The sequence below is a fragment of the Citrobacter sp. GW821-FHT07H02 genome, from assembly GCF_059418505.1.
Genome location: NZ_JBWKPZ010000002.1, coordinates 240,154 through 262,571 on the forward strand (window position 1 = coordinate 240,154; position 22,418 = coordinate 262,571).

17 protein-coding genes are annotated in these 22,418 nt (G+C 54.6%); 10 read left to right on the forward strand and 7 right to left on the reverse strand.

Translation table 11 applies throughout. The features are described from left to right. Positions 1–5 precede the first annotated feature (5 nt). The 3 genes from AC07NP_RS04255 to AC07NP_RS04265 form a co-directional block, all read right to left on the reverse strand. A complete protein-coding gene (locus AC07NP_RS04255; protein WP_494659679.1) occupies positions 6–1,655 on the reverse strand; it encodes an alpha,alpha-trehalase in 1,650 nt (549 codons plus the stop codon). 276 nt (positions 1,656–1,931) lie between these two features. Next, the gene (gorA, locus tag AC07NP_RS04260; protein WP_301700358.1) at positions 1,932–3,284 is read right to left on the reverse strand and encodes a glutathione-disulfide reductase; all 1,353 of its coding nucleotides are present in this window, start codon (positions 3,282–3,284) and stop codon (positions 1,932–1,934) included. Positions 3,285–3,355: 71 nt separating this feature from the next. Continuing rightward, entirely contained in the window at positions 3,356–4,198 is an 843-nt protein-coding gene (locus tag AC07NP_RS04265) for a 23S rRNA (adenine(2030)-N(6))-methyltransferase RlmJ (protein ID WP_494659680.1), read from the reverse strand. A gap of 292 nt (positions 4,199–4,490) precedes the next feature. Between AC07NP_RS04265 and prlC the strand changes: the two genes are divergently transcribed. Both prlC and rsmJ read left to right on the forward strand, forming a co-directional pair. Then, positions 4,491–6,533: an oligopeptidase A gene (prlC, locus tag AC07NP_RS04270; RefSeq protein ID WP_494659681.1), complete on the forward strand. Its 2,043-nt coding sequence runs from the start codon at positions 4,491–4,493 to the stop codon at positions 6,531–6,533. 7 nt (positions 6,534–6,540) lie between these two features. Further along, complete coding sequence (rsmJ, locus tag AC07NP_RS04275; RefSeq protein ID WP_494659682.1) at positions 6,541–7,293, forward strand: 16S rRNA (guanine(1516)-N(2))-methyltransferase RsmJ; 753 nt, start codon at positions 6,541–6,543, stop codon at positions 7,291–7,293. Positions 7,294–7,448: 155 nt separating this feature from the next. On the opposite strand, the gene AC07NP_RS04280 is transcribed toward rsmJ, so the two are convergent. Beyond that, positions 7,449–8,651: an NAD(P)/FAD-dependent oxidoreductase gene (locus AC07NP_RS04280; protein WP_494659683.1), complete on the reverse strand. Its 1,203-nt coding sequence runs from the start codon at positions 8,649–8,651 to the stop codon at positions 7,449–7,451. A gap of 219 nt (positions 8,652–8,870) precedes the next feature. Here AC07NP_RS04280 and AC07NP_RS04285 point away from each other — a divergent pair, with 219 nt between their 5' ends. Continuing rightward, the gene (locus AC07NP_RS04285; protein ID WP_494659684.1) at positions 8,871–9,374 is read left to right on the forward strand and encodes an RrF2 family transcriptional regulator; all 504 of its coding nucleotides are present in this window, start codon (positions 8,871–8,873) and stop codon (positions 9,372–9,374) included. Between the two features lie 35 nt (positions 9,375–9,409). On the opposite strand, the gene dtpB is transcribed toward AC07NP_RS04285, so the two are convergent. Together dtpB and uspA are read right to left on the reverse strand one after the other, a co-directional pair. Next, complete coding sequence (gene dtpB / locus AC07NP_RS04290) at positions 9,410–10,882, reverse strand: dipeptide/tripeptide permease DtpB (RefSeq protein ID WP_494659685.1); 1,473 nt, start codon at positions 10,880–10,882, stop codon at positions 9,410–9,412. A 280-nt stretch (positions 10,883–11,162) separates the two neighbouring features. After that, on the reverse strand, positions 11,163–11,597 hold the full coding sequence (gene uspA / locus AC07NP_RS04295) for a universal stress protein UspA (RefSeq protein WP_125400568.1): 435 nt from the start codon (positions 11,595–11,597) through the stop codon (positions 11,163–11,165). Between the two features lie 391 nt (positions 11,598–11,988). Here uspA and uspB point away from each other — a divergent pair, with 391 nt between their 5' ends. Then, on the forward strand, positions 11,989–12,324 hold the full coding sequence (uspB, locus tag AC07NP_RS04300; protein ID WP_162383686.1) for a universal stress protein UspB: 336 nt from the start codon (positions 11,989–11,991) through the stop codon (positions 12,322–12,324). Positions 12,325–12,400: 76 nt separating this feature from the next. Here the strand turns inward: uspB and pitA are convergent, their stop codons facing one another. Continuing rightward, positions 12,401–13,897 (reverse strand): inorganic phosphate transporter PitA, encoded by a 1,497-nt coding sequence (pitA, locus tag AC07NP_RS04305; protein WP_203359667.1) that lies wholly within the window; start codon positions 13,895–13,897, stop codon positions 12,401–12,403. 230 nt (positions 13,898–14,127) lie between these two features. On the opposite strand from pitA, the gene AC07NP_RS04310 reads away from it, so the two are divergent. The 6 genes from AC07NP_RS04310 (at position 14,128) to AC07NP_RS04335 (ending at position 22,412) form a co-directional block, all read left to right on the forward strand. Continuing rightward, positions 14,128–15,327, forward strand: a complete 1,200-nt coding sequence (locus AC07NP_RS04310) for a BaiN/RdsA family NAD(P)/FAD-dependent oxidoreductase (protein ID WP_494659686.1) — start codon at positions 14,128–14,130, stop codon at positions 15,325–15,327. A gap of 264 nt (positions 15,328–15,591) precedes the next feature. Continuing rightward, entirely contained in the window at positions 15,592–17,067 is a 1,476-nt protein-coding gene (locus AC07NP_RS04315) for an MFS transporter (protein WP_494659687.1), read from the forward strand. Continuing rightward, positions 17,064–18,608, forward strand: a complete 1,545-nt coding sequence (locus tag AC07NP_RS04320; protein WP_494659688.1) for an FGGY family carbohydrate kinase — start codon at positions 17,064–17,066, stop codon at positions 18,606–18,608. Before AC07NP_RS04315 ends, AC07NP_RS04320 begins: the two co-directional genes overlap by 4 nt. Then, the gene (locus AC07NP_RS04325; RefSeq protein ID WP_494659689.1) at positions 18,605–20,284 is read left to right on the forward strand and encodes a glycerol-3-phosphate dehydrogenase/oxidase; all 1,680 of its coding nucleotides are present in this window, start codon (positions 18,605–18,607) and stop codon (positions 20,282–20,284) included. Before AC07NP_RS04320 ends, AC07NP_RS04325 begins: the two co-directional genes overlap by 4 nt. Beyond that, on the forward strand, positions 20,281–21,837 hold the full coding sequence (locus AC07NP_RS04330) for an FAD-binding oxidoreductase (RefSeq protein WP_494659690.1): 1,557 nt from the start codon (positions 20,281–20,283) through the stop codon (positions 21,835–21,837). The genes AC07NP_RS04325 and AC07NP_RS04330 overlap by 4 nt, the downstream gene beginning before the upstream one ends. After that, positions 21,837–22,412 (forward strand): glycerol-3-phosphate responsive antiterminator, encoded by a 576-nt coding sequence (locus AC07NP_RS04335; RefSeq protein ID WP_203359673.1) that lies wholly within the window; start codon positions 21,837–21,839, stop codon positions 22,410–22,412. The genes AC07NP_RS04330 and AC07NP_RS04335 overlap by 1 nt, the downstream gene beginning before the upstream one ends. The last annotated feature ends 6 nt before the right edge of the window (positions 22,413–22,418 follow it).

Genomic DNA, 22,418 nt, shown 5'->3' on the forward strand with positions numbered 1-22,418 from the left:
GGGCGCTACGGCTCCCCGTATAACCCAATCAGGCGACGCACCACGCCGTTGGTCCAGCCGAACCCATCCTGGAGGGGATATTCGCCACCGCCGCCTTCACGCGGCGTGCCGCCCGCGATATGGTATTTTTCAATAAGTTTATGATGATGCTGGTAAAAATGGTTTACCGTTTGTAGCCAGCTACGGGCAATCTCATCACCAAGGGCATCATCGCCATACATCTTGAACCCCTGAATCGCCATCCACTGTAGCGGCGCCCAGCCGTTGGGTTTATCCCACTGCTCGCCGGTTTCGTATTCGGTCGCCATAATCCCACCGGGCGTCAGTAGGCGGCTGCGAACCGCGCTGCTCAGGCGATCGGCCTGTTCATGCGTCGCCATGCCGACATACAGAGGCACAATGCTGGCGGCGGAGAACAGGGCCATCTGCTCGCGCCGCCAGTCGTAGTCCCGATAGCAGCCATTATCGTCATCCCACAGATAGCGGTTCACGGCGGCACGACGCCAGCTTGCCTTCTGGCGAAAAAGGGCCTCAGTGTCCCGGTCGCCTTTTAGCGCAGAAATATTGGCAATGACGCTCTCCAGTTTGAACAAAAAGGCGTTGAGATCGACAGGGATAAACTGGGTGGTGCGAATACTTGCCAGGCGCGCTGTATCGCGCAGCCAGCGGGATGAGTAATCCCAGCCAGAAGCCGCACCGGCACGCAGATCGCGATACACCTCATTGGGAGGGCGACCGGAATGTTTGGCGGTTTCCACATCCTCCAGCCACGACTCGTCACGCGGGGTGTCACGATCGTCCCAGTAACGGTTGAGCAGCGAACCGTCGGGCATCCGGACGACGTGACGATACGCCTGATTGAGCACCAGGGATTCCGCGCCGTCCATCCAGAATGCGTACTCCATCTTCAGATGGTCGAGGTAGCGCCGTGCGCCGCGTACGCCATCTTCTTCGAACAGTTCTACCATCAGGGCAAACACCGGCGGCTGTGAACGACTCAGATAGTAGGTACGGTTGCCGTTCGGAATATGGCCGTAGTTCTCAATCATCCAGGCGAAGTTGTCCGCCATACATTTCAGGAGATCTCCGCGACCGCTTTCCGCCAGCCCCAGCATGGTGAAATAGGAGTCCCAGTAGTAGGTTTCGCTGAATCGCCCGCCAGGCACAATGTACGACTGCGGTAACGCCAGCAGCGAAGACCACGGAATGTGGTCCTGCGGCTCGCGCGTCAGCACGGGCCAGAGCTGGTCGATATGCTCTTTCAGCGAGTTTTCCGGGTTAGAGACATACTCCGTGGAGGACGCGTCCGGCAGCCAGAAGTGGTTTTCCACAAACTGTCGCAGGTTGAAATCACGGTGTCGTCTGACTTTCCGGTATCGGATCAGGATATCGAGCGGATCCATTTTCGGCGCACAGTCCGGGAAGGTTTTGCTGTCGGCAAAGATTCGGGCGGATTGCACATGCTCGAACAGTTCGAGGTATCGATCGGCTGGCGTAAGCGCGTCGGAGGCGGGAAGCCCCTCAATCATCTCGGGTTCCGGCTCTGCCTCGATCATTTCATCCAGCTTTAACTCGTGCGGATCCGTTTCATAAATCAGATCAACCTCGATCGTCATTTCGTCGGAGGGGACGTGTTGCAGTTTCTGGTTGAGCATAATGAGAAGGACCTCCGGATTGCGTCGTAAAAGATACGGGTGTTGCCCGGCTGTTTTTTAAGCGTAGACATTCGCTTCGGTGCGCGGGGTGCAAAGTGTGCGGTGGTTCACATTTATGACTGAGGGGAACGAGTGCGTATATCTCGTGACTTGATGATTTATAAGCTGTTATAGCCAGAGGGATTTACAACAATAGCGGACAAAAATCAGAGCATTCGTTTGAACGCGACTGATGAAGGGTAAAAAAATGCCCCTCCGGGGAGGGGCATTCGACAATTAACGCATCGTAACGAATTCTTCTGACGCGGTGGGGTGGATGGCGACAGTGTTGTCGAAGTCTTTTTTGGTTGCACCCATTTTCAGCGCTACCGCAAAGCCTTGCAGCATTTCATCCATACCGAAACCGATACCGTGGATACCGACAATCTTCTCTTCCGGCCCCACGCAAACCAGCTTCATGCGGCACGGCTGACGGTGAGAGGTCACCGCCGTGTACATCGCGGTAAATGACGATTTGTACACTTTTACCTGATCGTCGCCATACTGCTCGCGCGCCTGGGGTTCGGTCAGACCCACGGTGCCAATCGGCGGGTGGCTGAAGACCACGGTCGGAACGTTGCTGTAGTCCAGATGCTCGTTCGGTTTGTTGTTAAACAAACGCTCAGAGAGACGACGACCCGCTGCCACTGCCACTGGCGTCAGCTCTACGGCGCCGGTGTTATCGCCCACCGCGTAAATGCCATCTACATTCGTATTCTGGAATTTATCGACGACGATGTAACCTTTTTCACTGGTTTTCACGCCCGTTGCCGCCAGATTGAAGTTATCGGTTGCCGGTTCGCGACCGATAGCCCAAATCAGGCAATCAACGGTTTCGCTGCGACCGTCTTCCAGTTGCAGCGTCAGGCTGCCGTCGGCGTTTTTAACCACTGCTTTCGGGATGGCGTTGGTGTGAAGCTGAGGGCCTTCGGCATTCATCACTTCGACCAGCGTCTCGGTGATCATCGGGTCAAAGTTGCGCAGCGGCGCGTGTTTACGCACGAACAGATGCGTTTTAGCGCCCAGACCGTTGATCACACCCGCCAGTTCGACAGCGATGTAACCGGCCCCGACGACCGCAACGCGTTCCGGCAGCGCGGGCAGTTCAAAGAAGCCGTCAGAGTCGATACCGTATTCCACGCCCGGAATGTCCGGGTGGCTCGGGCGACCGCCGGTGGCAATCAAAATATGGTCGGCAGTGATCGTTTCGCCATTCACTTCAATGGTTTTCGCATCAACGAAACGGGCAAAGCCTTTGATCACATCAACCTTATTTTTGCCCAGCACGTTATCGTATGAGGTGTGGATACGGTCGATGTAGGCGCTACGGCTGGCGATTAACGTGTTCCAGTTGAACGCGTTAATGGTGGTGTCAAAGCCGTAATCCGGGCCATACAGGTGGATCGCTTCACGAATCTGCGCGGCATGCCACATCACTTTCTTCGGTACGCAGCCGACGTTCACGCAGGTGCCGCCTAACTCTTTGGCTTCAATCAGCGCACATTTCTGGCCGTACATGGCCGCGCGGTTAATGGAGGCGATACCACCGCTGCCGCCGCCGATAGCGATGTAATCATAGTGTTTGGTCATGACTTTTGTCCTTAATCGTTGATTGCTGCGATTGTAGCGCGAGACTTAAAAGGTTCCACCGATGGCTGTGATTACTCTGGCACTACCCAGTTTACTGAGGTATGACCGGTGCCTGCCGGGACCAGCTTGCTGTGCAACCACGGCAGCACGGAATTCATCTGTTGTTCCAGCTTCCACGGCGGGTTGATCACAATCATGCCGGATGCTGTCATTCCCCGCTGATCGCTGTCCGGGCGGACTGCCAGCTCAATTTGCAGAATACGGCGAATACCGGTGGCTTCCAGCTCTTTGAGCATGCGTTTGATTTGTGCACGCAGGACGACCGGATACCACAGCGCGTAGGTGCCGGTGGCAAAACGTTTATACCCTTCGTTGATCCCGCTGACGACGGCCTGATAGTCCGTTTTCATTTCATAAGGCGGGTCAATGAGGATCAATCCGCGACGGGAAACCGGCGGTAATTTCGCTTTCAACTGTTGATAGCCGTCGGCGCGTGCCACACGGGCGCGTTCATCTTTCTGAAACTCGGAGCGCAGCAGAGGGAAATCGCTCGGGTGCAGTTCGGTCAGTTGCAGGCTGTCTTGCTCACGCAGCAACTGACGGGCAATCAGTGGCGAACCAGGGTAATAACGTAGCTGACCGCTGCGGTTAAAATGCTGCACAACGGAGATGTATGGCTCCAGCTCAGTCGGTAAATCATCCTGCTGCCAGATGCGCGCGATGCCTTCCAGATACTCCCCGGTGCGCTCGGCATGCTCGCCACTCAGTAGATACCGGCCAGCGCCCGCATGGGTGTCCAGATAAAGAAACGGTTTTTCTTTCTCTTTGAGCGACTCGATGATCAGGCTCTGAACGGTGTGTTTAAGGACGTCGGCGTGGTTGCCAGCGTGATAGCTGTGGCGATAACTGAGCATGGGTAAAGGAGTTCCAGGTTAAAAGCGTAGGCACGATAAGCGAAGCGCCATCGGGCGAAAATAGAGCATATCGGCACAGTATACAGAAAAGTCGCCATCGCCGCGAAAGGACAACGCACAGCATTGAAATTCACTACACTTAACCCCATGCTACTGAGTATGACGCGCCGGATGGCGGCTGACGCCTTATCCGGCCTACAAATGATGAAACCTGTAGTCCGGATAAGACGCTTCGCATCCGGCGAAAACGCGTGACGCGTTTCGTTCCCCCTTTTTAACCAGGACTGTGCATATGACGAATCCATTACTAACTCCCTTCGACCTGCCGCCGTTTTCCAAAATTCAGCCCGAGCATGTAGTTCCCGCCGTTACTCAGGCGCTGAATGACTGTCGCGAAAATGTGGAACGCGTGGTCGCGCAGGGCGCACCGTACACCTGGGAAAACTTATGCCAGCCACTGGCGGAAGTGGATGACGTGCTGGGCCGTCTTTTCTCGCCGGTCAGCCATCTGAACTCGGTGAAAAACAGTCCGGAACTGCGTGAAGCGTATGAACAAACCCTGCCGCTGCTGTCTGAGTACAGCACCTGGGTTGGACAGCACGAAGGGCTGTACCAGGCCTATCGCGACCTGCGCGATGGCGATCACTACGCCACGCTCTCCACCGCGCAGAAAAAAGCCGTGGATAATGCGCTGCGTGATTTTGAACTCTCGGGTATTGGTTTGCCGAAAGAAAAACAGCAGCGCTACGGTGAAATCGCCACTCGCCTGTCTGAACTCGGTAACCTTTACAGCAACAATGTCCTTGATGCCACGATGGGCTGGACGAAGTTAGTGACAGATGAGGCCACGCTTGCCGGGATGCCGGAAAGCGCGCTGGCTGCCGCCAAGGCTCAGGCCGAAGCGAAAGAGCAGGAAGGGTATCTGCTGACGCTGGATATCCCGAGTTATCTGCCGGTGATGACCTACTGCGACAACCAGGCATTGCGTGAAGAGATGTATCGCGCCTATGTGACCCGCGCCTCCGATCAGGGGCCGAACGCGGGCAAATGGGATAACAGCCCGGTGATGGAGGAGATCCTCGCCCTGCGCCATGAGCTGGCTCAATTGCTGGGCTTTGAAAGCTTCGCCTTTAAATCGCTGGCCACCAAAATGGCGGAAAACCCGCAGCAGGTGCTCGATTTCTTAACCGATCTGGCGAAACGCGCCCGTCCGCAGGGTGAGAAAGAACTGGCGCAACTGCGTGCTTTTGCAAAAGCCGAATTTGGCGTTGATGAGCTACAGCCGTGGGATATCGCTTACTACAGCGAAAAACAGAAGCAGCATCTGTACAGCATCAGCGACGAGCAACTGCGTCCGTACTTCCCGGAAAACAAAGCGGTTAACGGCCTGTTTGAGGTCGTGAAACGTATTTATGGCATTACCGCGAAAGAGCGTACGGATGTGGACGTGTGGCATCCGGAAGTGCGCTTCTTCGAACTGTATGACGAAAACAACGAACTGCGCGGTAGTTTCTATCTCGACCTGTACGCCCGCGAAAACAAACGCGGCGGGGCGTGGATGGATGACTGTGTGGGGCAGATGCGTAAAGCCGACGGCTCGCTGCAAAAACCGGTCGCTTACCTGACCTGTAACTTCAACCGTCCGGTCAACGGCAAACCGGCGCTGTTTACTCACGACGAAGTGATCACCCTGTTCCACGAGTTCGGTCATGGCCTGCACCATATGCTGACCCGTATTGAAACCGCCGGTGTTTCTGGCATCAACGGTGTGCCGTGGGATGCGGTCGAGCTGCCGAGCCAGTTTATGGAAAACTGGTGCTGGGAGCCGGATGCGCTGGCGTTCATCTCCGGTCACTATGAGACCGGCGAACCGTTACCGAAAGAACTGCTGGATAAAATGCTGGCGGCGAAAAACTACCAGGCGGCGCTGTTTATTCTGCGTCAGCTGGAGTTCGGTCTGTTCGACTTCCGCCTGCATGCCGAATTTAGTCCGGAACAGGGGGCGAAAATCCTGGATACGCTGGCAGAAATCAAGAAACAGGTTGCTGTGGTGCCGGGGCCGTCATGGGGCCGCTTCCCGCATGCATTCAGCCACATCTTTGCCGGGGGTTATGCGGCGGGTTACTACAGCTATCTGTGGGCTGATGTGCTGGCGGCCGATGCCTTCTCCCGCTTTGAAGAAGAGGGGATTTTCAACCGCGATACCGGACAGTCGTTCCTCGACAACATCCTGACCCGTGGGGGTTCTGAAGAACCGATGGAGCTGTTCAAACGCTTCCGTGGGCGTGAACCGCAGCTGGATGCGATGCTTGAGCATTACGGAATCAAAGGTTAGTCCACGAGTGAAAATTTGTTTACTTGATGAAACGGGCGCCGGAGACGGCGCCTTATCTGTTCTTGCTGCCCGCTGGGGGCTGGAACACGATGAAGATAATTTGATGGCGCTGGCGCTGACCACGGAGCATCTAGAGTTGCGTAAGCGCGATGAACCGAAGCTTGGCGGCATTTTCGTGGACTTTGTCGGTGGGGCGATGGCGCACCGCCGCAAATTTGGCGGTGGTCGTGGCGAGGCGGTCGCGAAAGCGGTCGGTATCAAAGGCGATTATTTGCCGGACGTGGTGGATGCCACGGCAGGACTGGGGCGTGATGCCTTCGTGCTGGCGTCGGTGGGTTGCCGCGTGCGAATGCTGGAACGTAATCCGGTTGTGGCGGCGCTGCTTGATGACGGTCTGGCGCGTGGCTATGCCGACCTGGAAATCGGTCCGTGGCTGCAAGAACGGTTGCAGTTGATCCACGCCTCCAGCCTGACGGCGCTGACTGACATTACCCCGCGCCCGCAGGTGGTTTATCTCGACCCGATGTTTCCGCACAAGCAGAAAAGCGCGCTGGTGAAAAAAGAGATGCGCGTGTTTCAGTCGCTGGTGGGGCCGGATTTAGACGCCGACGGGCTGCTGGAACCTGCGCGGCAGCTGGCGACAAAACGTGTGGTGGTGAAGCGCCCGGACTACGCGCCACCGCTTGCGGATGTCGCCACCCCCAACGCGGTGGTCACCAAAGGGCACCGGTTTGATATCTATGCGGGGACGGCGGAATAGATTTGTCTCCGCCGAACCGATCGCGCCGTCTTCTGTAGGCGGGATAAGGCGCTTGCGCCGCCATCCAGCAATGGCACAAAAGTTGCCTGATGGCGCTACGTTTATCAGGCCTGGAGCACCGTGCTCGTTGTCCGCCTGATAAGGCGTTGACTTAGCTACACAAATGGCGCGTACGGATCCGCCATCTCAAACGCCACTGTTCTCTCTGCCTTCGGCGGGTAAATCAGCTCGCGGGTAATCGACATCTTCAGCGTCTTGGCCTCTTCGCGCGTCAGTTTCACCTGCTGATCCCAGCCTTCGGTATAGACCGCGCCCCAGGCGCCGAGATCCAGACAGGTGACATACATCTCCTGGCGATACGGCGACGGTTCCACATTCAACAGGCTGGCCGCCGCGTTGTTCCCGGCGAATTTACCCAACAGAATTGCGTGCTGACAGGTCATCAGCGCGTGGTTGCCTTTGTCATCGGTGGCGGCACAGGCGACATCGCCGGTGGCGTAGATATTGTCATAGCCTTCCACCTGCAGATTCGCATTCACATGCAGACGGCCCTGACGATCGCGCGGGGCGTTAATCTGCGCCGTCAGGTCGCTTGCCTGGACACCCACGGTCCAGATAACCGTCGAAGCGGCGATTCTCTGCCCCTCTTTCAGCGTCACGCCCGAGGCATCAACCGATTCCACTTCCGCATTCACCAGCCACTCGACGCCCAGTTCGGCGGAGGCGTCGATGATGATATTGCGCAGTTCTTCGCTGTAGCGCGAACCAGGCTGTGGGCCGCGTTCAACTACGACTACTCTGGTCTTAGCATTTGAGCCGAGGATTTCGCGCAGGCGACCCGGCAGTTCCATCGCCATCTCAATACCCGTGAAGCCGCCGCCGCAAACCACGACCGTATTGCGCGCCTCGCTTTCTGGCTGGTGGGCCAGTGATTTCAGCTGTTTCTCTAAAATGGCGGCGCTTTCCAGTTGATCAAGGTCGAAGGCATGCGCCTCTACACCCGAGACAAATGAACGGTTTACGTGGCTGCCGCTCGCCAGAATCAGGCGATCATAGTGGTGCTGATGGGTTTCGCCGTTGGCATCTTTCCAGCTCACACTGTGCGAGTCAGGATGGATGTTTGATACGGAGCCGCGCAGGAATTTCACACCGGTGACGTCAAACAGCGGCTGTAACGGAGAGACCAGCGTTTCAACGTGACTCTCATAAAAACGTGGACGTACGCGAAGCTCTGGCTGTGGCGCAATCACTGTAATATCAATGGCCTGGTTGGCATGTTTGTCTGCCAGACGCGCCGCGCTCAGGGCGGCCCACATGCCCGCAAAACCGGCACCTACGATCAGAATTTGTTTACGCATTGCTCTTTCACTCTGTTAACTCCGATTAATTGACTCGGATTTTATTGGTCGTAGTTATGAAATGCAATGCGAAAAGTGATAGCGCTGATTGTTTTTCGTTTATGACATTGATTAATAATTATTTATTTCTTAAGTAGAGCCTGTCTGAAAGGAACGGTATGGCATGGCGAGGGTGAAATAGCTACAATAACTCAGAATTATTTTGGCTGAGATTAGAGAATGGCATTTTACAGTTCCGGGGTTGAGTACGGCATCCATAGCCTGATGTGTATGGTCGATAGCAAAGGTGATGCCCGCGATATGAGCGTACGGGAGATTGCCGCGCTGCAAAGTGTCCCCTATGACTACCTGGCCAAAATCTTTACGCGTCTGTCAAAGGCCGGACTGGTGCGCAGCATTGAAGGTAAGGGCGGTGGATTCCAGCTGGCCAGGCCTGCTGAACACATCACGGTACTTGATGTAGTCAACGCGATTGATGGTGACAAACGTATTTTCGAATGCCGTGAAATTCGTCAGCGACTGGCTGTGTTCAATGAGCAACCGCCGGAATGGGCGTGCGAAGGCATTTGTGGTGTGCGGTCGGTGATGGATATGGCGCAACAGCGGATGGAAGAGGCGCTCAGCCAGCATACGATCCTCGACCTTGCGCGCAAAATGTACCGCAAAGCACCGGAGACGTTTGTGGTTGAAGTTCAGGAGTGGATTGCCGCGCGGAAAAGTTAACCTCAGCCAGCGTTGGCTGACTGAGGTTATTGCCGTTATTTGCTGCTATCCGGCGTATTGATCATCCGGTTTAGCCACGGCACCATAATTGCCATCACTATCGTTACGGCCATAGTAACCAGCCCGATTTTACTGAACACACCTGTGTAGATAGGCAGCGTCTGCAACGGATCGGTAATGTTCTCCGGTACGGCAGTGAATGTTGCCACATATCCCCCCATCAGGAAGGCTGCGGCCTGCGTCAGGAACCACATCCCAAGGATAAAGCCCATCAGGTGTTGCGGCACCAGGGCGGCAACCATGGCCAGCCCCAGGGCGCTAATCAGCAATTCACCCAGACTCTGGAACAGATAAACCAGCACGATAAACCACGGTGACGTCAGCCCCTGCGCATCGGCAAACCACATCCCCGCCGCAGCGGCAGTCAGAAAGCCCAGCGCACACAGGAACATACCGAGCGTAAATTTCATCGGCATGGTCAGGTCTTTGCCTTTGCTCCCCAGACGGGTGTAGATGGCCGCCAGCACCGGACTGGCGAGCACGACCCAGAACGGGTTCAGCGCCTGGAAGCTGACCGGGTTAATGGTGATGCCGAGGATCTCATGGTGTACGTTGTTGATAGCAAAGAAGTTAAGCGAAGTCGGCATCTGTGCGTAAAGAATATAAAACAGCACCGCTTCCAGCATCAAAATGAAGGCGACAAACATCTTGTTGCGCCCGGTTTTATCCAGCTTGAACGCTTCGCGGAAGAAGATAATCGTAACGACAAGCGACAGCACGATCAGCACCAGGTTGGCGATTTTGACGTTGTGCATCAGCCAGGCGCACAGGAACACCATCGCCACCGTACCGACTAATACATACAGCAGATTACGCAGAATCAACGGCTTGTGGTCTGGCTCTGAACCGATATCTTTCACCATACCGCGACAGGCGAAATAGACCAGCAGAGCGATGATCAGACCTGCGCCGCACAGGTTGTAGGTGACGGCATAGCCAAATTTTTCGGCAATGACCGGCGCCAGCGACAGCGACAGCAGGGAACCGATGTTAATCGACATATAAAACAGGGTGAAGGCGCCATCAAGACGGGCATCCTTCGGTGGATAGCATTTAGATAGCAGGCTTGCCGGGTTCGCCTTAAATAACCCGTTACCGACGGCAATGGTGCCAAGTGCAATAAAGATCAGATCGGGGTTGAGCAGTGACATCCCGGTCATGAAGTAACCCAGCGCCAGGACGATCGCGCCGAGCACCAGCGTACGTTTGGTTCCCAACAGGTGATCGCCAACGTAGCCACCAATAGAAATCAGGCCATAGACCAGTGCGGCAAACGCGCCAAAGGTAATGAACGCCTGTTCCTGAGAGAATCCAAGCTGTTTAACAAAAAATACCGCCAGGATGCCCTGAACGCCGTAATAGCCAAATCGTTCCCATAATTCTACAAAAAAGATCATGAAGAACGGACGAGGTTGCTGCAGCAAACCCGTAGGTGCAGTTGTATTCATATTCCTTCGCCTTTCAATGCCATCCTGAAAAGTATGAACGCGTATGCTAAAACGCGCCGAAAAAGTCTGACTCTGTTATAGACTGCGGTCATTAACCGGATGTGTAGAGTATTATATTGAGTGGTTTCGATCTAACTAGATGATCACACTATTTATGATTTATGGGCTGGAGTGATGTACTAACCATTTAAAAAACAGAAATAAAAACGCCCGCATAAGCGGGCGTAGTGTATCGACGATTTACCGGATAAGGCGTCAGATACCCTCCGGTACAGAACGCTTATTCTTCTTCGTCACGCAGTGGAACAATCAGCATGTCAACGTGAACGGTGTTGATCAACTGGCGTGCGGAAGACATCAGCTTGCTCCAGAAGTCCTGGTGGTGGCCGCAGACGACCAGATCCATGTCGTATTTCTTGATAGCATCAACCAGCACCTGACCCAGATCGCCGCTGCCGCTCAGTGTTTCAGTGATCGGATAGCCCGCATTGCTGGACAGCTCGGTCAGCGCATGGTGGGTTTCTTCAGAAATGCGTTTCTGCATATCGCCGAGATTGACGTCGATAAGCCCGGTGTACAGGTCAGAGTAGTTCACGTCCACGTGGATGAGGGAGACTTTCGCGTTGTAAGGACGCGCCATAGAAACCGCTTTCTCTACCAGAACTTTGCTTTCCGGGGAAAGATCAACCGCGATAAGAATGTGTTTGTAAGCCATAGTGTTACTCCTTCCATAAAGTTGTCGATGACTAGCCAGCTAGCGTTTCTTTGCCGTCGCGTCACCCGCGTCCTGCGAACTATATGCGCGGGGCTAGCCCAGCCGTAAAGATGGATCGTTTAGACTATCATTACATTATAGCGACCAGGATAATCCGTCAATCCGCCTTGGTTGCCAACCAGTTAAACAAATTTTTCTGTTAAATGCATTGATAGCGGTTAACGTTCTGGCAAAAAAATTAACTGATCTCCTACAATATTTAAAGAGCCGTTCGGATGCAGAGTATCCTCATCATGGCTTGGTAGGACTTTTTCATTGAACTGTCTGGCAGGGTATCGGGAAGCGATTGTCCCGGAGAGGAGCTCCGTGGGTGGGTCGCCGGGGAGGTGGTATGATAAGCACCGTCGCATTATTCTGGGCTTTATGTGTCGTTTGCATTGTGAATATGGCGCGTTATTTCTCGTCATTACGTGCACTGTTAGTGGTACTCCGTGGTTGCGATCCATTGCTCTATCAATATGTCGATGGAGGGGGGTTTTTTACCTCGCATGGCCAACCCAACAAGCAAATGCGTCTGGTGTGGTATATCTATGCCCAACGCTATCGGGATCATCACGATGATGAGTTTATTCGCCGTTGTGAACGTGTTCGCGGCCAGTTCATCCTCACCAGCGCGTTATGCGGTCTGGTGATTATCAGTATGGTAGGGTTGGTGATTTGGCATTGAGCCATTTGGGCGTATCGCACAGGCAAAAAAAAGCGGGCCAGTTTCCTGGACCCGCTTTTTTTACAGACTAACCCGCTTAGATAAGCTTCAGGGAGAGCCAGTACAGCCCCCCGGAAAGCACAATCGCTGCAGGCAGGGTAAAGACCCAGGCCATCAGAATACTGGTAACCGTTTTACGCTGCAGACCGCCACCGTCAACGACCATCGTCCCCGCAACAGAGGAAGAAAGTACGTGGGTGGTGGAAACAGGCATACCGGTGTAACTCGCCAGACCGATAGATACAGCGGCAGTCATCTGCGCAGACATCCCTTGCGCATACGTCATACCTTTCTTACCGATCTTCTCGCCGATAGTGGTTGCCACGCGACGCCAGCCAATCATCGTACCAAGACCCAGCGCCAGTGCGACGGCCATGATAATCCAGACCGGTGCGTACTCAATGGTGCTCAGCATATCGGTTTTCAGTTTCTTCAGCAGACGCTTGTCGTCGTTGCTTACGCCAGGCAGTTTCACCACTTTATCGGTGGTGTCAGAGATGCACAGCATAATGCGACGCAACTGACCACGTTGGTCAACGCTTAACTTGTCGTAAGTTTCCAGATTCGCCAGCATGCCCTTCACGCGATCGAGCGCATTCAGGGTGTTTGCCGGGTGGCAGTGGAACTCAGTCTGTGTCGTTGTCGCGGTTTCCACAGGCGGAACCTGCTGATCAACGCCGGTCACTTTTTTCAGCATATCAGGATGCTGCTGGAAGTAAGTTTCGACGTTGTTGATGGCGTCACGGGTACGGGTGATTTCATAGCCGGAAGCGTTCATATTGACCACGAAGCCCGCAGGCGCCACGCCAATCAGAACCAGCATCACCAGACCAATGCCTTTCTGTCCATCATTAGCGCCATGGGAGAATGCGACGCCGATAGCAGACAGAATAAGAGCGATACGCGTCCAGAATGGCGGCTTTTTCTTGCCGTCTTTCTTTTCACGTTCCGCTGGGGTCAGGTGAATACGCGCCCGCTTTTTGGTGCCGCTCCAGTAGCGACGTAACAAAAAGATCAGACCGCCAGCAAACACCAGGCCGACAATGGGGGAAATAATCAAAGAACCGAAAATATTGATCACTTTCGGTATGTTAAGTGCATCCACTACCGATGTGCCGGTCATCAAAGCATTGGTCAAACCAATACCAATGATGGCGCCAATCAGCGTGTGAGAACTGGAGGCCGGAAGACCAAAGTACCAGGTACCCAGGTTCCAGATAATTGCCGCCAGAAGCATGGAGAACACCATGGCGAGGCCATGTGAGGAACCCATGTTAAGCAGCAGATCCGTTGGCAACATATGCACAATGGCATACGCTACGCTGAGACCGCCCAGCAAAACACCAAAGAAGTTGAAGACCGCCGCCATGATAACCGCGAGTTGCGAACGCATTGCGCGGGTATAAATCACGGTTGCGACTGCGTTTGCCGTATCATGGAAGCCGTTAATCGCTTCGTAGAACAGCACAAAAGCCAGAGCAAGCAATAGTAAAAGCCCGGTATGCAAATCCAGGCCAGCAAACAAATGTAGCATAGGACGTTACGCCATTTTGAGGACATGAACGCGGCGCATTATCAGGGACTTTGGCGACGCGGGCAAAGTGAAATATAGACTTTTTTTGATTTGTCTCCTGAATTGTTTTCCCCCACTAAAGAATTATCTTATAGATTTCAAATAAATAATTGTTTTTCACGATCTTGTCGCTGGTACGGTCACTGAGGAAACTTTACAATTCACGCCCAGATTTAAGAGAGGATCGCAAAGTGGAAAGGTTTGATACCGTTATTATAGGCGCTGGCGCGGCGGGTATGTTCTGCGCCGCACAAGCAGGGCAACGGGGTAACCGCGTGTTGCTCATTGATAATGGTAAAAAGCCGGGACGTAAAATCCTCATGTCCGGCGGGGGACGCTGTAACTTTACTAATCTTTATGTGGAACCCGCGGCGTATTTAAGTCAAAACCCTCATTTCTGTAAATCAGCGTTGGCGCGCTATACCCAGTGGGACTTTATCGATCTGGTCGGTAAACACGGAATCGCCTGGCATGAGAAAACGCTCGGCCAGCTATTTTGCGACGATTCTGCCCAACAAATCGTCGACATGCTGGTGGCAGAATGCGAGAAGGGTGGCGTCACCCTGCGGTTGCGCAGTGAAGTGCTCAGCGTTGCCCGTGATGATGAGGGGTTCACCTTTGAGCTGAACGGTATGACGGTCAGCGCGGCAAAACTGGTGATTGCCAGTGGCGGACTCTCGATGCCGGGCCTGGGGGCTACGCCGTTTGGTTATAAAATTGCCGAGCAGTTTGGCCTGAATGTGCTGCCGACGCGCGCGGGTCTCGTTCCCTTTACATTGCATAAACCGTTGCTGGAACAGCTCCAGGTGCTGTCAGGCGTTTCCGTATCTTCTGTTATAATGGCGCAGGACGGCACGGTATTTCGTGAAAATCTGCTCTTTACGCACCGCGGACTTTCAGGTCCGGCCGTTTTGCAGATTTCGAGTTTTTGGCAGCCCGGAGAATTTGTCAGCATTAATTTATTGCCTGATATCGATCTGGACGCTTTCCTCAATGAGCAGCGTAGCGCGCACCCGAATCAGAGTCTGAAAAACACTCTGGCGATGCAGTTGCCGAAACGACTGGTGGAATGTCTGCAAGCGTTAGGGCAAATCCCCGAGATCTCTCTGAAACAGCTCAACGTACGCGACCAACAACTGCTGGTGGAGACGTTAACGGAATGGCGCGTGCAGCCTAACGGCACGGAAGGATACCGTACGGCGGAAGTCACGCTGGGCGGCGTCGATACCAATGAGCTTTCCTCCCGCACGATGGAAGCGCGTAAGGTGCCAGGTCTCTACTTTATTGGCGAAGTGATGGACGTGACCGGCTGGCTGGGCGGGTATAATTTCCAGTGGGCATGGTCGAGCGCCTGGGCCTGTGCGCAGGATTTAGCACCAGCCCACGCGTAACCCAGCATAAGCGACAGGTAAACGGTGGAAGGCGTTGTCTCTATCGTTTTACCTGATTGTTTTGTTAATTAATCATTAACAATTGTGCTACATATCACAAAATAACGTTCCAGCTGAAAAGTCGCTTTGACACGCTTTTCCTTCCCTTCTAGAGTGAAACTTACAGATTTTAGATAAGAGACTATCTGTGCTATTAAGATGGTCTCTTATTGCTTTTTTTTAGCTATTGGCGACCTTCTTCCTAATATTATGAAGGGGAACGCCATGTCCGCATGCTCATTCTCACATCCTGTAAAAATCCGTGGTGTTGATGATGTTATTAATTTCATCGATGCCAGGACGCATATTGTCGGCAGAGCCAGTGTTATTTGGTGGTTAGCATTAGGTGGCCTTTTTCTTGATGCGTTTTCAAATTCGGCACTCAGTGCTGGATTAAACCCAATGACGCGTAATTTACATCTCAGTGCAACGGAAGTCGCGCTGTTGACCTCTTTTTCATCGTGGGTTGCTATCTTATTTAATCCGATTGGCGGCTGGATTGCCGATCGCTGGGGTCGGGTTCCTCCGTTGATCATCGCCAAGCTGATGGCCGTTATCGGAGCGCTGCTGGTGATGTTCTCCGCTGATTTTGGCACGATAATACTGGGGCGCTTCTTCGTTGGCGTCTCTTATGGAATGGATTTTGCCGTCGCGATGGCGATGCTGGCCGAATTCACCCCCGCGAAACTCAAGAGCCGATTAAACACCTGGCAAGGGGTCTGGTATGTCGCTGTGTGTTTAAATCTGGCACTGGCCTTAATGTTTTATTCATGGAATGTTGGTGATGCTATCTGGCGTTATTCTATTGCCGTAACCGCATTATGTGGATTAATTATCCTGTTTTTCCAGTTCCGCTATTTGGTTGAAAGTCCGATATGGTTAGCAAGAAAATCACGCCTTTCTGAAGCAACGGTAGCCATGAATAAAATATACGGTGATCAATTTATTCTGGCGCCAAAGGCAGAACAAAAACCTGTTATTGGGCAAGCGCAGAAAGGTGTTAAAAATGTTCTGCTGATTTTTCGTGGTGTTTATTTACCCCGTACAATTCTGGCCTCTACGGTACAAGTGTGCCAGTCGATACAATATTTTGGTGTCGGCTGGTATTTACCCGTGATCAGCGCGGCGATGTTTGGTAAAAACTTTGTCTACGCAACTTTATGTTCACTATTTTTTAACGTGTTCGGGATTGTCGGAGGATTTCTGTCGCCCGTGATTGGCCGTCGTCTTGGTTTGCGCCGGGCCTCTGCAATGGGTTTCGCCGTCGCGTTCCTCGTCCTGCTCACGCTGGGGCTATTCAGTGACAGCATGCCGCTGTGGGCCTCTTTGTTGGTACCCGCGTTATTTATCCTTTGCCACTCGGGTGGTCCCGGCGCGAACGGGAAGAGCCTGTCATCGCTGTCGTTTCGTAGCGAATTACGCGCTGGCGCAAACGGTGTGGTCGGGGCTCTGGGGGCCATCGGCGCGGCGCTGGGGCTGTTTATCTTCCCCGTATTCCGCGAGCTGTATGGCCTGCAAACGACGTTCTTAATCATGTCGGTCGTTCCCCTTTTTGCCAGTGTCGTCTGCTTTGTCATCCAGTGGGACCCAACGCGTACGGCGATTCAACCGGATAACGAGCCGGGCGCGCCGCAATTTGAATCGCGTACCTCCCCCTATCCTGAGTCAATGGCACCGGAGTCCAGCAGGAGTTCTAAATGACAGAATATAAAGAGGTAATTTTGGCGATTGATGAGGGAACGTCGGGCACGCGTGCTGCGGTAGTCACCCAGAACAGTCAGGTTCACTGCCTGGAATATCAAACGCTGCAGGTGAGTAGCCCACGGCATGGCGTTGTTGAACAAGACGCTGATGAAATTCTGTGCGCTACCGTTGACGTTTGTCGCAAAGCGATTGCCAGCGCGCAACAGCAGAATATGCGTATCGTGGCGCTGGCGATTGCTACCCAGCGTTCAACGGCGGTGCTCTGGGACTCGCAAACAGGAAAAGCGCTAACCCCTGCGATGGTCTGGCAAGATTCGCGTTTTACGGATGTTCTTGCCGAACTGGCCCCGGAGTGGGATGCGAAACTGATCCCGCAGATTGGCCGCCCGGTGGGGATTCGTTCACCTTATCTGTGGGCAGCGCACCATATTGCGAATACGCCCGCGGTGGCGAAGGCGCATCAGGCGGGAACATTAGTTTTTGGCACTGTCGACAGCTGGCTGCTGTGGCATCTGGCGGAAGAAAAAAAATGCGTCACGACGCCAACGAATGCGACGTCAGCAGGCGCTTACCGTCTCAAAGACCACCAGTACCACGCTGAATGGCTCCATACCCTTAATTTTCCTGCCTTATTGCTGCCTGAGCTACGTGACGACGCCGATAACTTTGGCGCAACGAGTCAAAAAATTCTGGGCATTCACGTTCCTATTCTTGCCTGCGCGGGCGATCAGTTTGCCGGTGCGATTGGGCTCGGCTGCACAGAGCGTGGACACGCTTTCTGTATGCATGGCACCGGCAGTTTCGTCGATCTGATGGTGGGGCCGCAGGTTCCGGCGCTGAACCCTGTCTGTGAGAGTACGCTCACGATGACCGCGCGCCGTCAGAAGGGACTTTCGCATTACTCCGTCGAAACCTTTGTGCCAACCACCGGTTCGGCGCTGAATTGGGTGTGCGAAAAGCTGCACTGGTTTGACTCGCCGGAACAGATCAGCGAGCTGGCGTCGCAGGTGACAGACTCCGGCGGCGTCAGTTTCATTCCGGCGTTAACCGGGCTGCGGGTGCCGCATCTCCAGCCGCAGGCGCGCGCATCGCTTAACGGCATCTCTATTTCCACGACACGTTCGCAGGTGGCGTACGCCGTCCTGGAAGGCATCGCGCATTCGGTAGCGGCCTGTATGCGGGCCAATGAAGCGGCGACCGGGATCGCGGTAAAAGAACTGGTGGTCGGGGGCGGTCTCTCCAACAGCGACACATTGCTGCAAATTCAGGCCGACCTGAGCGGAGTTCCTGTTCGCCGGATGGCGGAAACTGCAAGGGCCAGTCTTCGCGGCGCTGCCTTTTTGGCAGGCTCTGCCGGCCTGCTGTGGGATTCGCTGTCCGATGCCTGCGCCACGCTAAAAACGGCGCAACTGTTTGAACCCCGCATTGACGATCGCTGCCGTGAACAGAAGCTCGCCCAGTGGGAGTCCCGCATTGTGCTCGAAATGGAGACGGCTTCCCGTCACACCTCTGCTACTCAGGAGTCCACCCGCTCATGAAGTTTTTCCCCTCGCGAAAACCAAATAAATCCCGCAGTGAAATGTACGGCGCACAACCGCTACGCCTTCACCGCGCTGAACAACTGGGCATGCTGGAGAGCGATACCTTCGACATTCTGATTGTTGGCGGTGGCGTGACCGGCGCTTATGCCGCGCTCGATGCCAGTTTGCGCGGCTATCGGGTGGCGCTGGTCGAAAAGAGCGACTTTGCCTCCGGCACGTCGTCGAAGTCATCAAAAATGGTCCACGGCGGGTTGCGCTATATCGAACAAGGGAACCTGGGATTGGTTCGCCATTCTCTCCTTGAACGCCAGCGTATGCGCCGAAATGCGCGCCACCTGGTGCAACGGCTTCCATTTTTGTTTCCCGTGCTCGACAAAAACGGCGTCTTTGATAAGCGGCTGTCTTCGGCGTTCGAAAGTCTGCTCTGGACCTACGATCTTGCAGGCGGATGGCGTGAAGGCATCCTGCATCAAAAATTAACGCCAGCGGAGGTGCTTTCGCACTGCCCGACGCTGAAAGAGGAGCAGTTGTCCGGCGGGTTTATGTATTTCGATGCCCGCGTGGACGATGCCAGGCTGACGCTCGCGTTGATCCGCACGGCGGCTTTTCATGGCGCGGTGGTGACTAATCATGCCGAGGTGATCGCCACCACGCACGACCCGCATGGCAAGGTGAACGGGGCCATGATACATGCCGATAGCCGGGAGATTCATGTCAAGGCGCGGGTGGTCATTATGGCTACCGGCGTCTGGCTGCGCGACTGGAGTGGGCTGAAGAAAGGCGAGGCGTCGCCGCTGCATATCCGTCCTGCAAAGGGAGTTCACGTCGCGATTCCGTGGATGAAGATTCGTAACGACTGCACGGTGACGATTCCGGTCGCCGGGCGCAGTCGCCGCGCCACCATTACGCGCTGGGGCAACGTTTCTTATCTGGGAACGACAGATGAAGATTACCAGGGCGATCTCAATGATGTGCACTGCAATCGTTCTGAACTGGACTTTCTGTTAGAGGGGGCAAATTCGGCGCTGAAAACAGATCTTCGCCCCGAGGATGTGGTGGGGAGTATTGCCGGTTGTCGCCCTCTGGTCGGCACGGCTGGCGGGAAGACGGTGGAGATGAAACGTAACCATGAAATTACCGTCGCTCCGGATGGGCTGATCACGATTGTTGGCGGCAAGCTCACCACATCGCGTCATATGGCGGAAGAGACGATTGATGTGGCCAGCAAAATCCTGGGGCGTAAAAAAGCCTGTTCAACGAAAACGGCGTACCTGTTAGGGGCGGCGGGGTACGACTCGCAGGCCATTCTGGCGTCCGGCGGGCTTTCCGCACATTTGGGCGAGCGCTATGGCACGGAGGCCCATTTCGTGAGCGACATTATCCAGAGCGATCCCCGCTTGCTCACTCCTATCGTTGAAGGGCTTCCGTACACCGAAGCTGAGGTGGTGTATGCCGTGCGCCACGAGCTGGCCAGCACCGTGGATGATGTGCTGTCGCGGCGAATTCGCGCGCGCTTAATGGCCCGGGATGCGTCGGCCAACGCCGCCGGGCGTGTCGGTGAAATTCTGCAAAAAGAACTCAAGCTGCAACCGGAACAGGTCGCAGAACAGGTCGCCAGCTATCGGGCGGCAATTAAACATGAAAAATCCGAACTGATGGGGACATCTGAATGATCAGCAAAGAAGCGATAAAACGAGGCTATAACCGGGGCAATTACACTGTTGGCGCACATACGCGTCCGGGATGGGCAACCGAAATCGACAGCAGTAACGGTGCAAAAGGGATGCAGATTGATCCCATCGTCATGAGCGAGGCGGTCATTGACCGGCTGCGGGTGATTGCCGATGAGGTGATGACGACAGAGGCTGATGTCATCACCTGGACCCGCGACTGGTGGGCGGGCTCCATGATTGCGGAAACGCAAGGCGCGCCCGCCACGCCAAAAGGGGCGATTGTTCGCGTCTCTACGGTGGAACAGATTCAGGACGTGATGCGCCTTGCGAGCGAATCCGCCATTCCGGTCACGGTGTCGGCAGGGCGTAGTAATGTCACGGGGGCGGCTCTGCCGTTGCGCGGCGGGATCGTGCTGGATGTGTGCGAACTCAATAAATTGATCGGTTTTGATAAAGAGAGCCAGATTGTTGAGGTCGAAGCGGGCATGTTTGGCGACATTTTCGAGCAAACGATCCAACAAGAGTATGGCATGACCCTTGGACACTGGCCGTCATCCTTCGGGATCAGCACCGTGGGGGGATGGGCAGCTTGTCGCGGCGCAGGCCAGCTCTCCACTCGCTACGGCAAAATCGAAGATATGGTGTTTGGCATGGATGTCGTGCTCGCGGATGGACGCTTAATCACCGTCGGCGGTTATGCGCGAAGTGCGACGGGGCCGGATTTACAACAGATGTTTATCGGCTCGGAAGGCACGCTGGGCGTGATTGTCCGCCTGCGTTTGAAACTGCATCGCCTGCCTGATTATGGCCGTGCAATTGCCTGGGGTTTCTCCAGTTTCGCCAGCGGGTTAGACGCCTGTCGCGAAATCCTACAGCATGGCGCGAACCCTGCCGCGCTTCGCCTGTACGATAATCTGGAAAGCGGCGTGCAGTTTGGCCTGCCTGACACCAATGTCCTGCTAATTGCAGATGAAGGCGAACCGGAAATTGTTGATGCCGTGCTGGCAATCAGCGAGCGCGTTTGCCAGCGTAGCGGGCAAAAACTTGATGGCGATACGCTGTTCGAGCGTTGGCTGGACACCCGGTATCTGACCGGAAAAAGTGCCGAAGGCTTCAAGAAAAGCCCAGGGCTGGTGGCGGATACGCTGGAGATGGTCGGCCCCTGGCGCGATCTCAGTATCGTCTATGATGATGTGGTGGCGGCGATTAACGCGGTACCGGGGACGCTGGCCGGTTCTGCGCATCAGTCTCATGCCTATGTCGATGGTGCCTGTCTCTATTTTTCATTACGTGGGGACGTGGCCGTCGAGCAACGTGCCGCCTGGTACCGTGCGGCGTGGGATGCGGCGAATGCCGTATTAATTAAACACAACACGTCACTCAGCCATCACCATGGCGTGGGACTGCTTCGCTCACCTTATATGCAGGCATCGTTGGGCGAAACGCTCACCGTTCTGGCTGATATTAAGAAAGCGCTCGATCCGCAAAATATCCTTAATCCGGGAAAACTGGGGTTGAGCGCCACACTTTCACCCCATCAGGCAGGTGAGTAATGATCAAAAATCTTGGCGCGCTTCTGGCGCGCCAGCCCGTCATCATGGCGATATACGGTATTGAGCAGTTGAAAACCGCGCTCTCCAGTACGGCCGAAGTGTGCATTATCGCCAATATTGACCTCATTAAGCTGCAACCGGTCATCGAAGTGCTCTCGAAGGCGGGGAAGTACGTCATCGTGAATATCGACAGTTGCAACGGCTTGTCGCAGGACAAAGGCGGCATCGATTATGTCGCTGAAACCGGTGCGATGGGGCTGCTCTCAACGCGTTTGCAAACGGTGCAACGGGCGAAGAAATGCGGGTTGGTCACAATGCAAAAAATCTTTGTGACTGACCGCTCTGCATGGTCACGAAGTCTGCATGCGGTTGAGCAAAGTGAACCGGATTATGTGCAACTGATGCCGGCGCAGATGTTGCCGCTCCTGTCACAAACCGATCGCAATGTACTGCCGCCGATTGTGGCCTCCGGGTTTGTATCTAATGAAGAACATGCCCGAACCGCCTTACAACACGGCGCTGTCGCTGTTTCAAGCAGTGACAGCGCGTTGTGGAATCTGAATATTCAACGTTAGAAAAGC

Bases quoted from the DNA above. Each gene is read 5' to 3' on its own strand.
- AC07NP_RS04255 (WP_494659679.1), bottom strand. From the start codon at position 1,655: ATGCTCAACCAGAAACTGCAACACGTCCCCTCCGACGAAATGACGATC.
- gorA (WP_301700358.1), bottom strand. From the start codon at position 3,284: ATGACCAAACACTATGATTACATCGCTATCGGCGGCGGCAGCGGTGGT.
- AC07NP_RS04265 (WP_494659680.1), bottom strand. From the start codon at position 4,198: ATGCTCAGTTATCGCCACAGCTATCACGCTGGCAACCACGCCGACGTC.
- prlC (WP_494659681.1), top strand. From the start codon at position 4,491: ATGACGAATCCATTACTAACTCCCTTCGACCTGCCGCCGTTTTCCAAA.
- AC07NP_RS04280 (WP_494659683.1), bottom strand. From the start codon at position 8,651: ATGCGTAAACAAATTCTGATCGTAGGTGCCGGTTTTGCGGGCATGTGG.
- AC07NP_RS04285 (WP_494659684.1), top strand. From the start codon at position 8,871: ATGGCATTTTACAGTTCCGGGGTTGAGTACGGCATCCATAGCCTGATG.
- dtpB (WP_494659685.1), bottom strand. From the start codon at position 10,882: ATGAATACAACTGCACCTACGGGTTTGCTGCAGCAACCTCGTCCGTTC.
- uspA (WP_125400568.1), bottom strand. From the start codon at position 11,597: ATGGCTTACAAACACATTCTTATCGCGGTTGATCTTTCCCCGGAAAGC.
- uspB (WP_162383686.1), top strand. From the start codon at position 11,989: ATGATAAGCACCGTCGCATTATTCTGGGCTTTATGTGTCGTTTGCATT.
- pitA (WP_203359667.1), bottom strand. From the start codon at position 13,897: ATGCTACATTTGTTTGCTGGCCTGGATTTGCATACCGGGCTTTTACTA.
- AC07NP_RS04315 (WP_494659687.1), top strand. From the start codon at position 15,592: ATGTCCGCATGCTCATTCTCACATCCTGTAAAAATCCGTGGTGTTGAT.
- AC07NP_RS04320 (WP_494659688.1), top strand. From the start codon at position 17,064: ATGACAGAATATAAAGAGGTAATTTTGGCGATTGATGAGGGAACGTCG.
- AC07NP_RS04325 (WP_494659689.1), top strand. From the start codon at position 18,605: ATGAAGTTTTTCCCCTCGCGAAAACCAAATAAATCCCGCAGTGAAATG.
- AC07NP_RS04330 (WP_494659690.1), top strand. From the start codon at position 20,281: ATGATCAGCAAAGAAGCGATAAAACGAGGCTATAACCGGGGCAATTAC.
- AC07NP_RS04335 (WP_203359673.1), top strand. From the start codon at position 21,837: ATGATCAAAAATCTTGGCGCGCTTCTGGCGCGCCAGCCCGTCATCATG.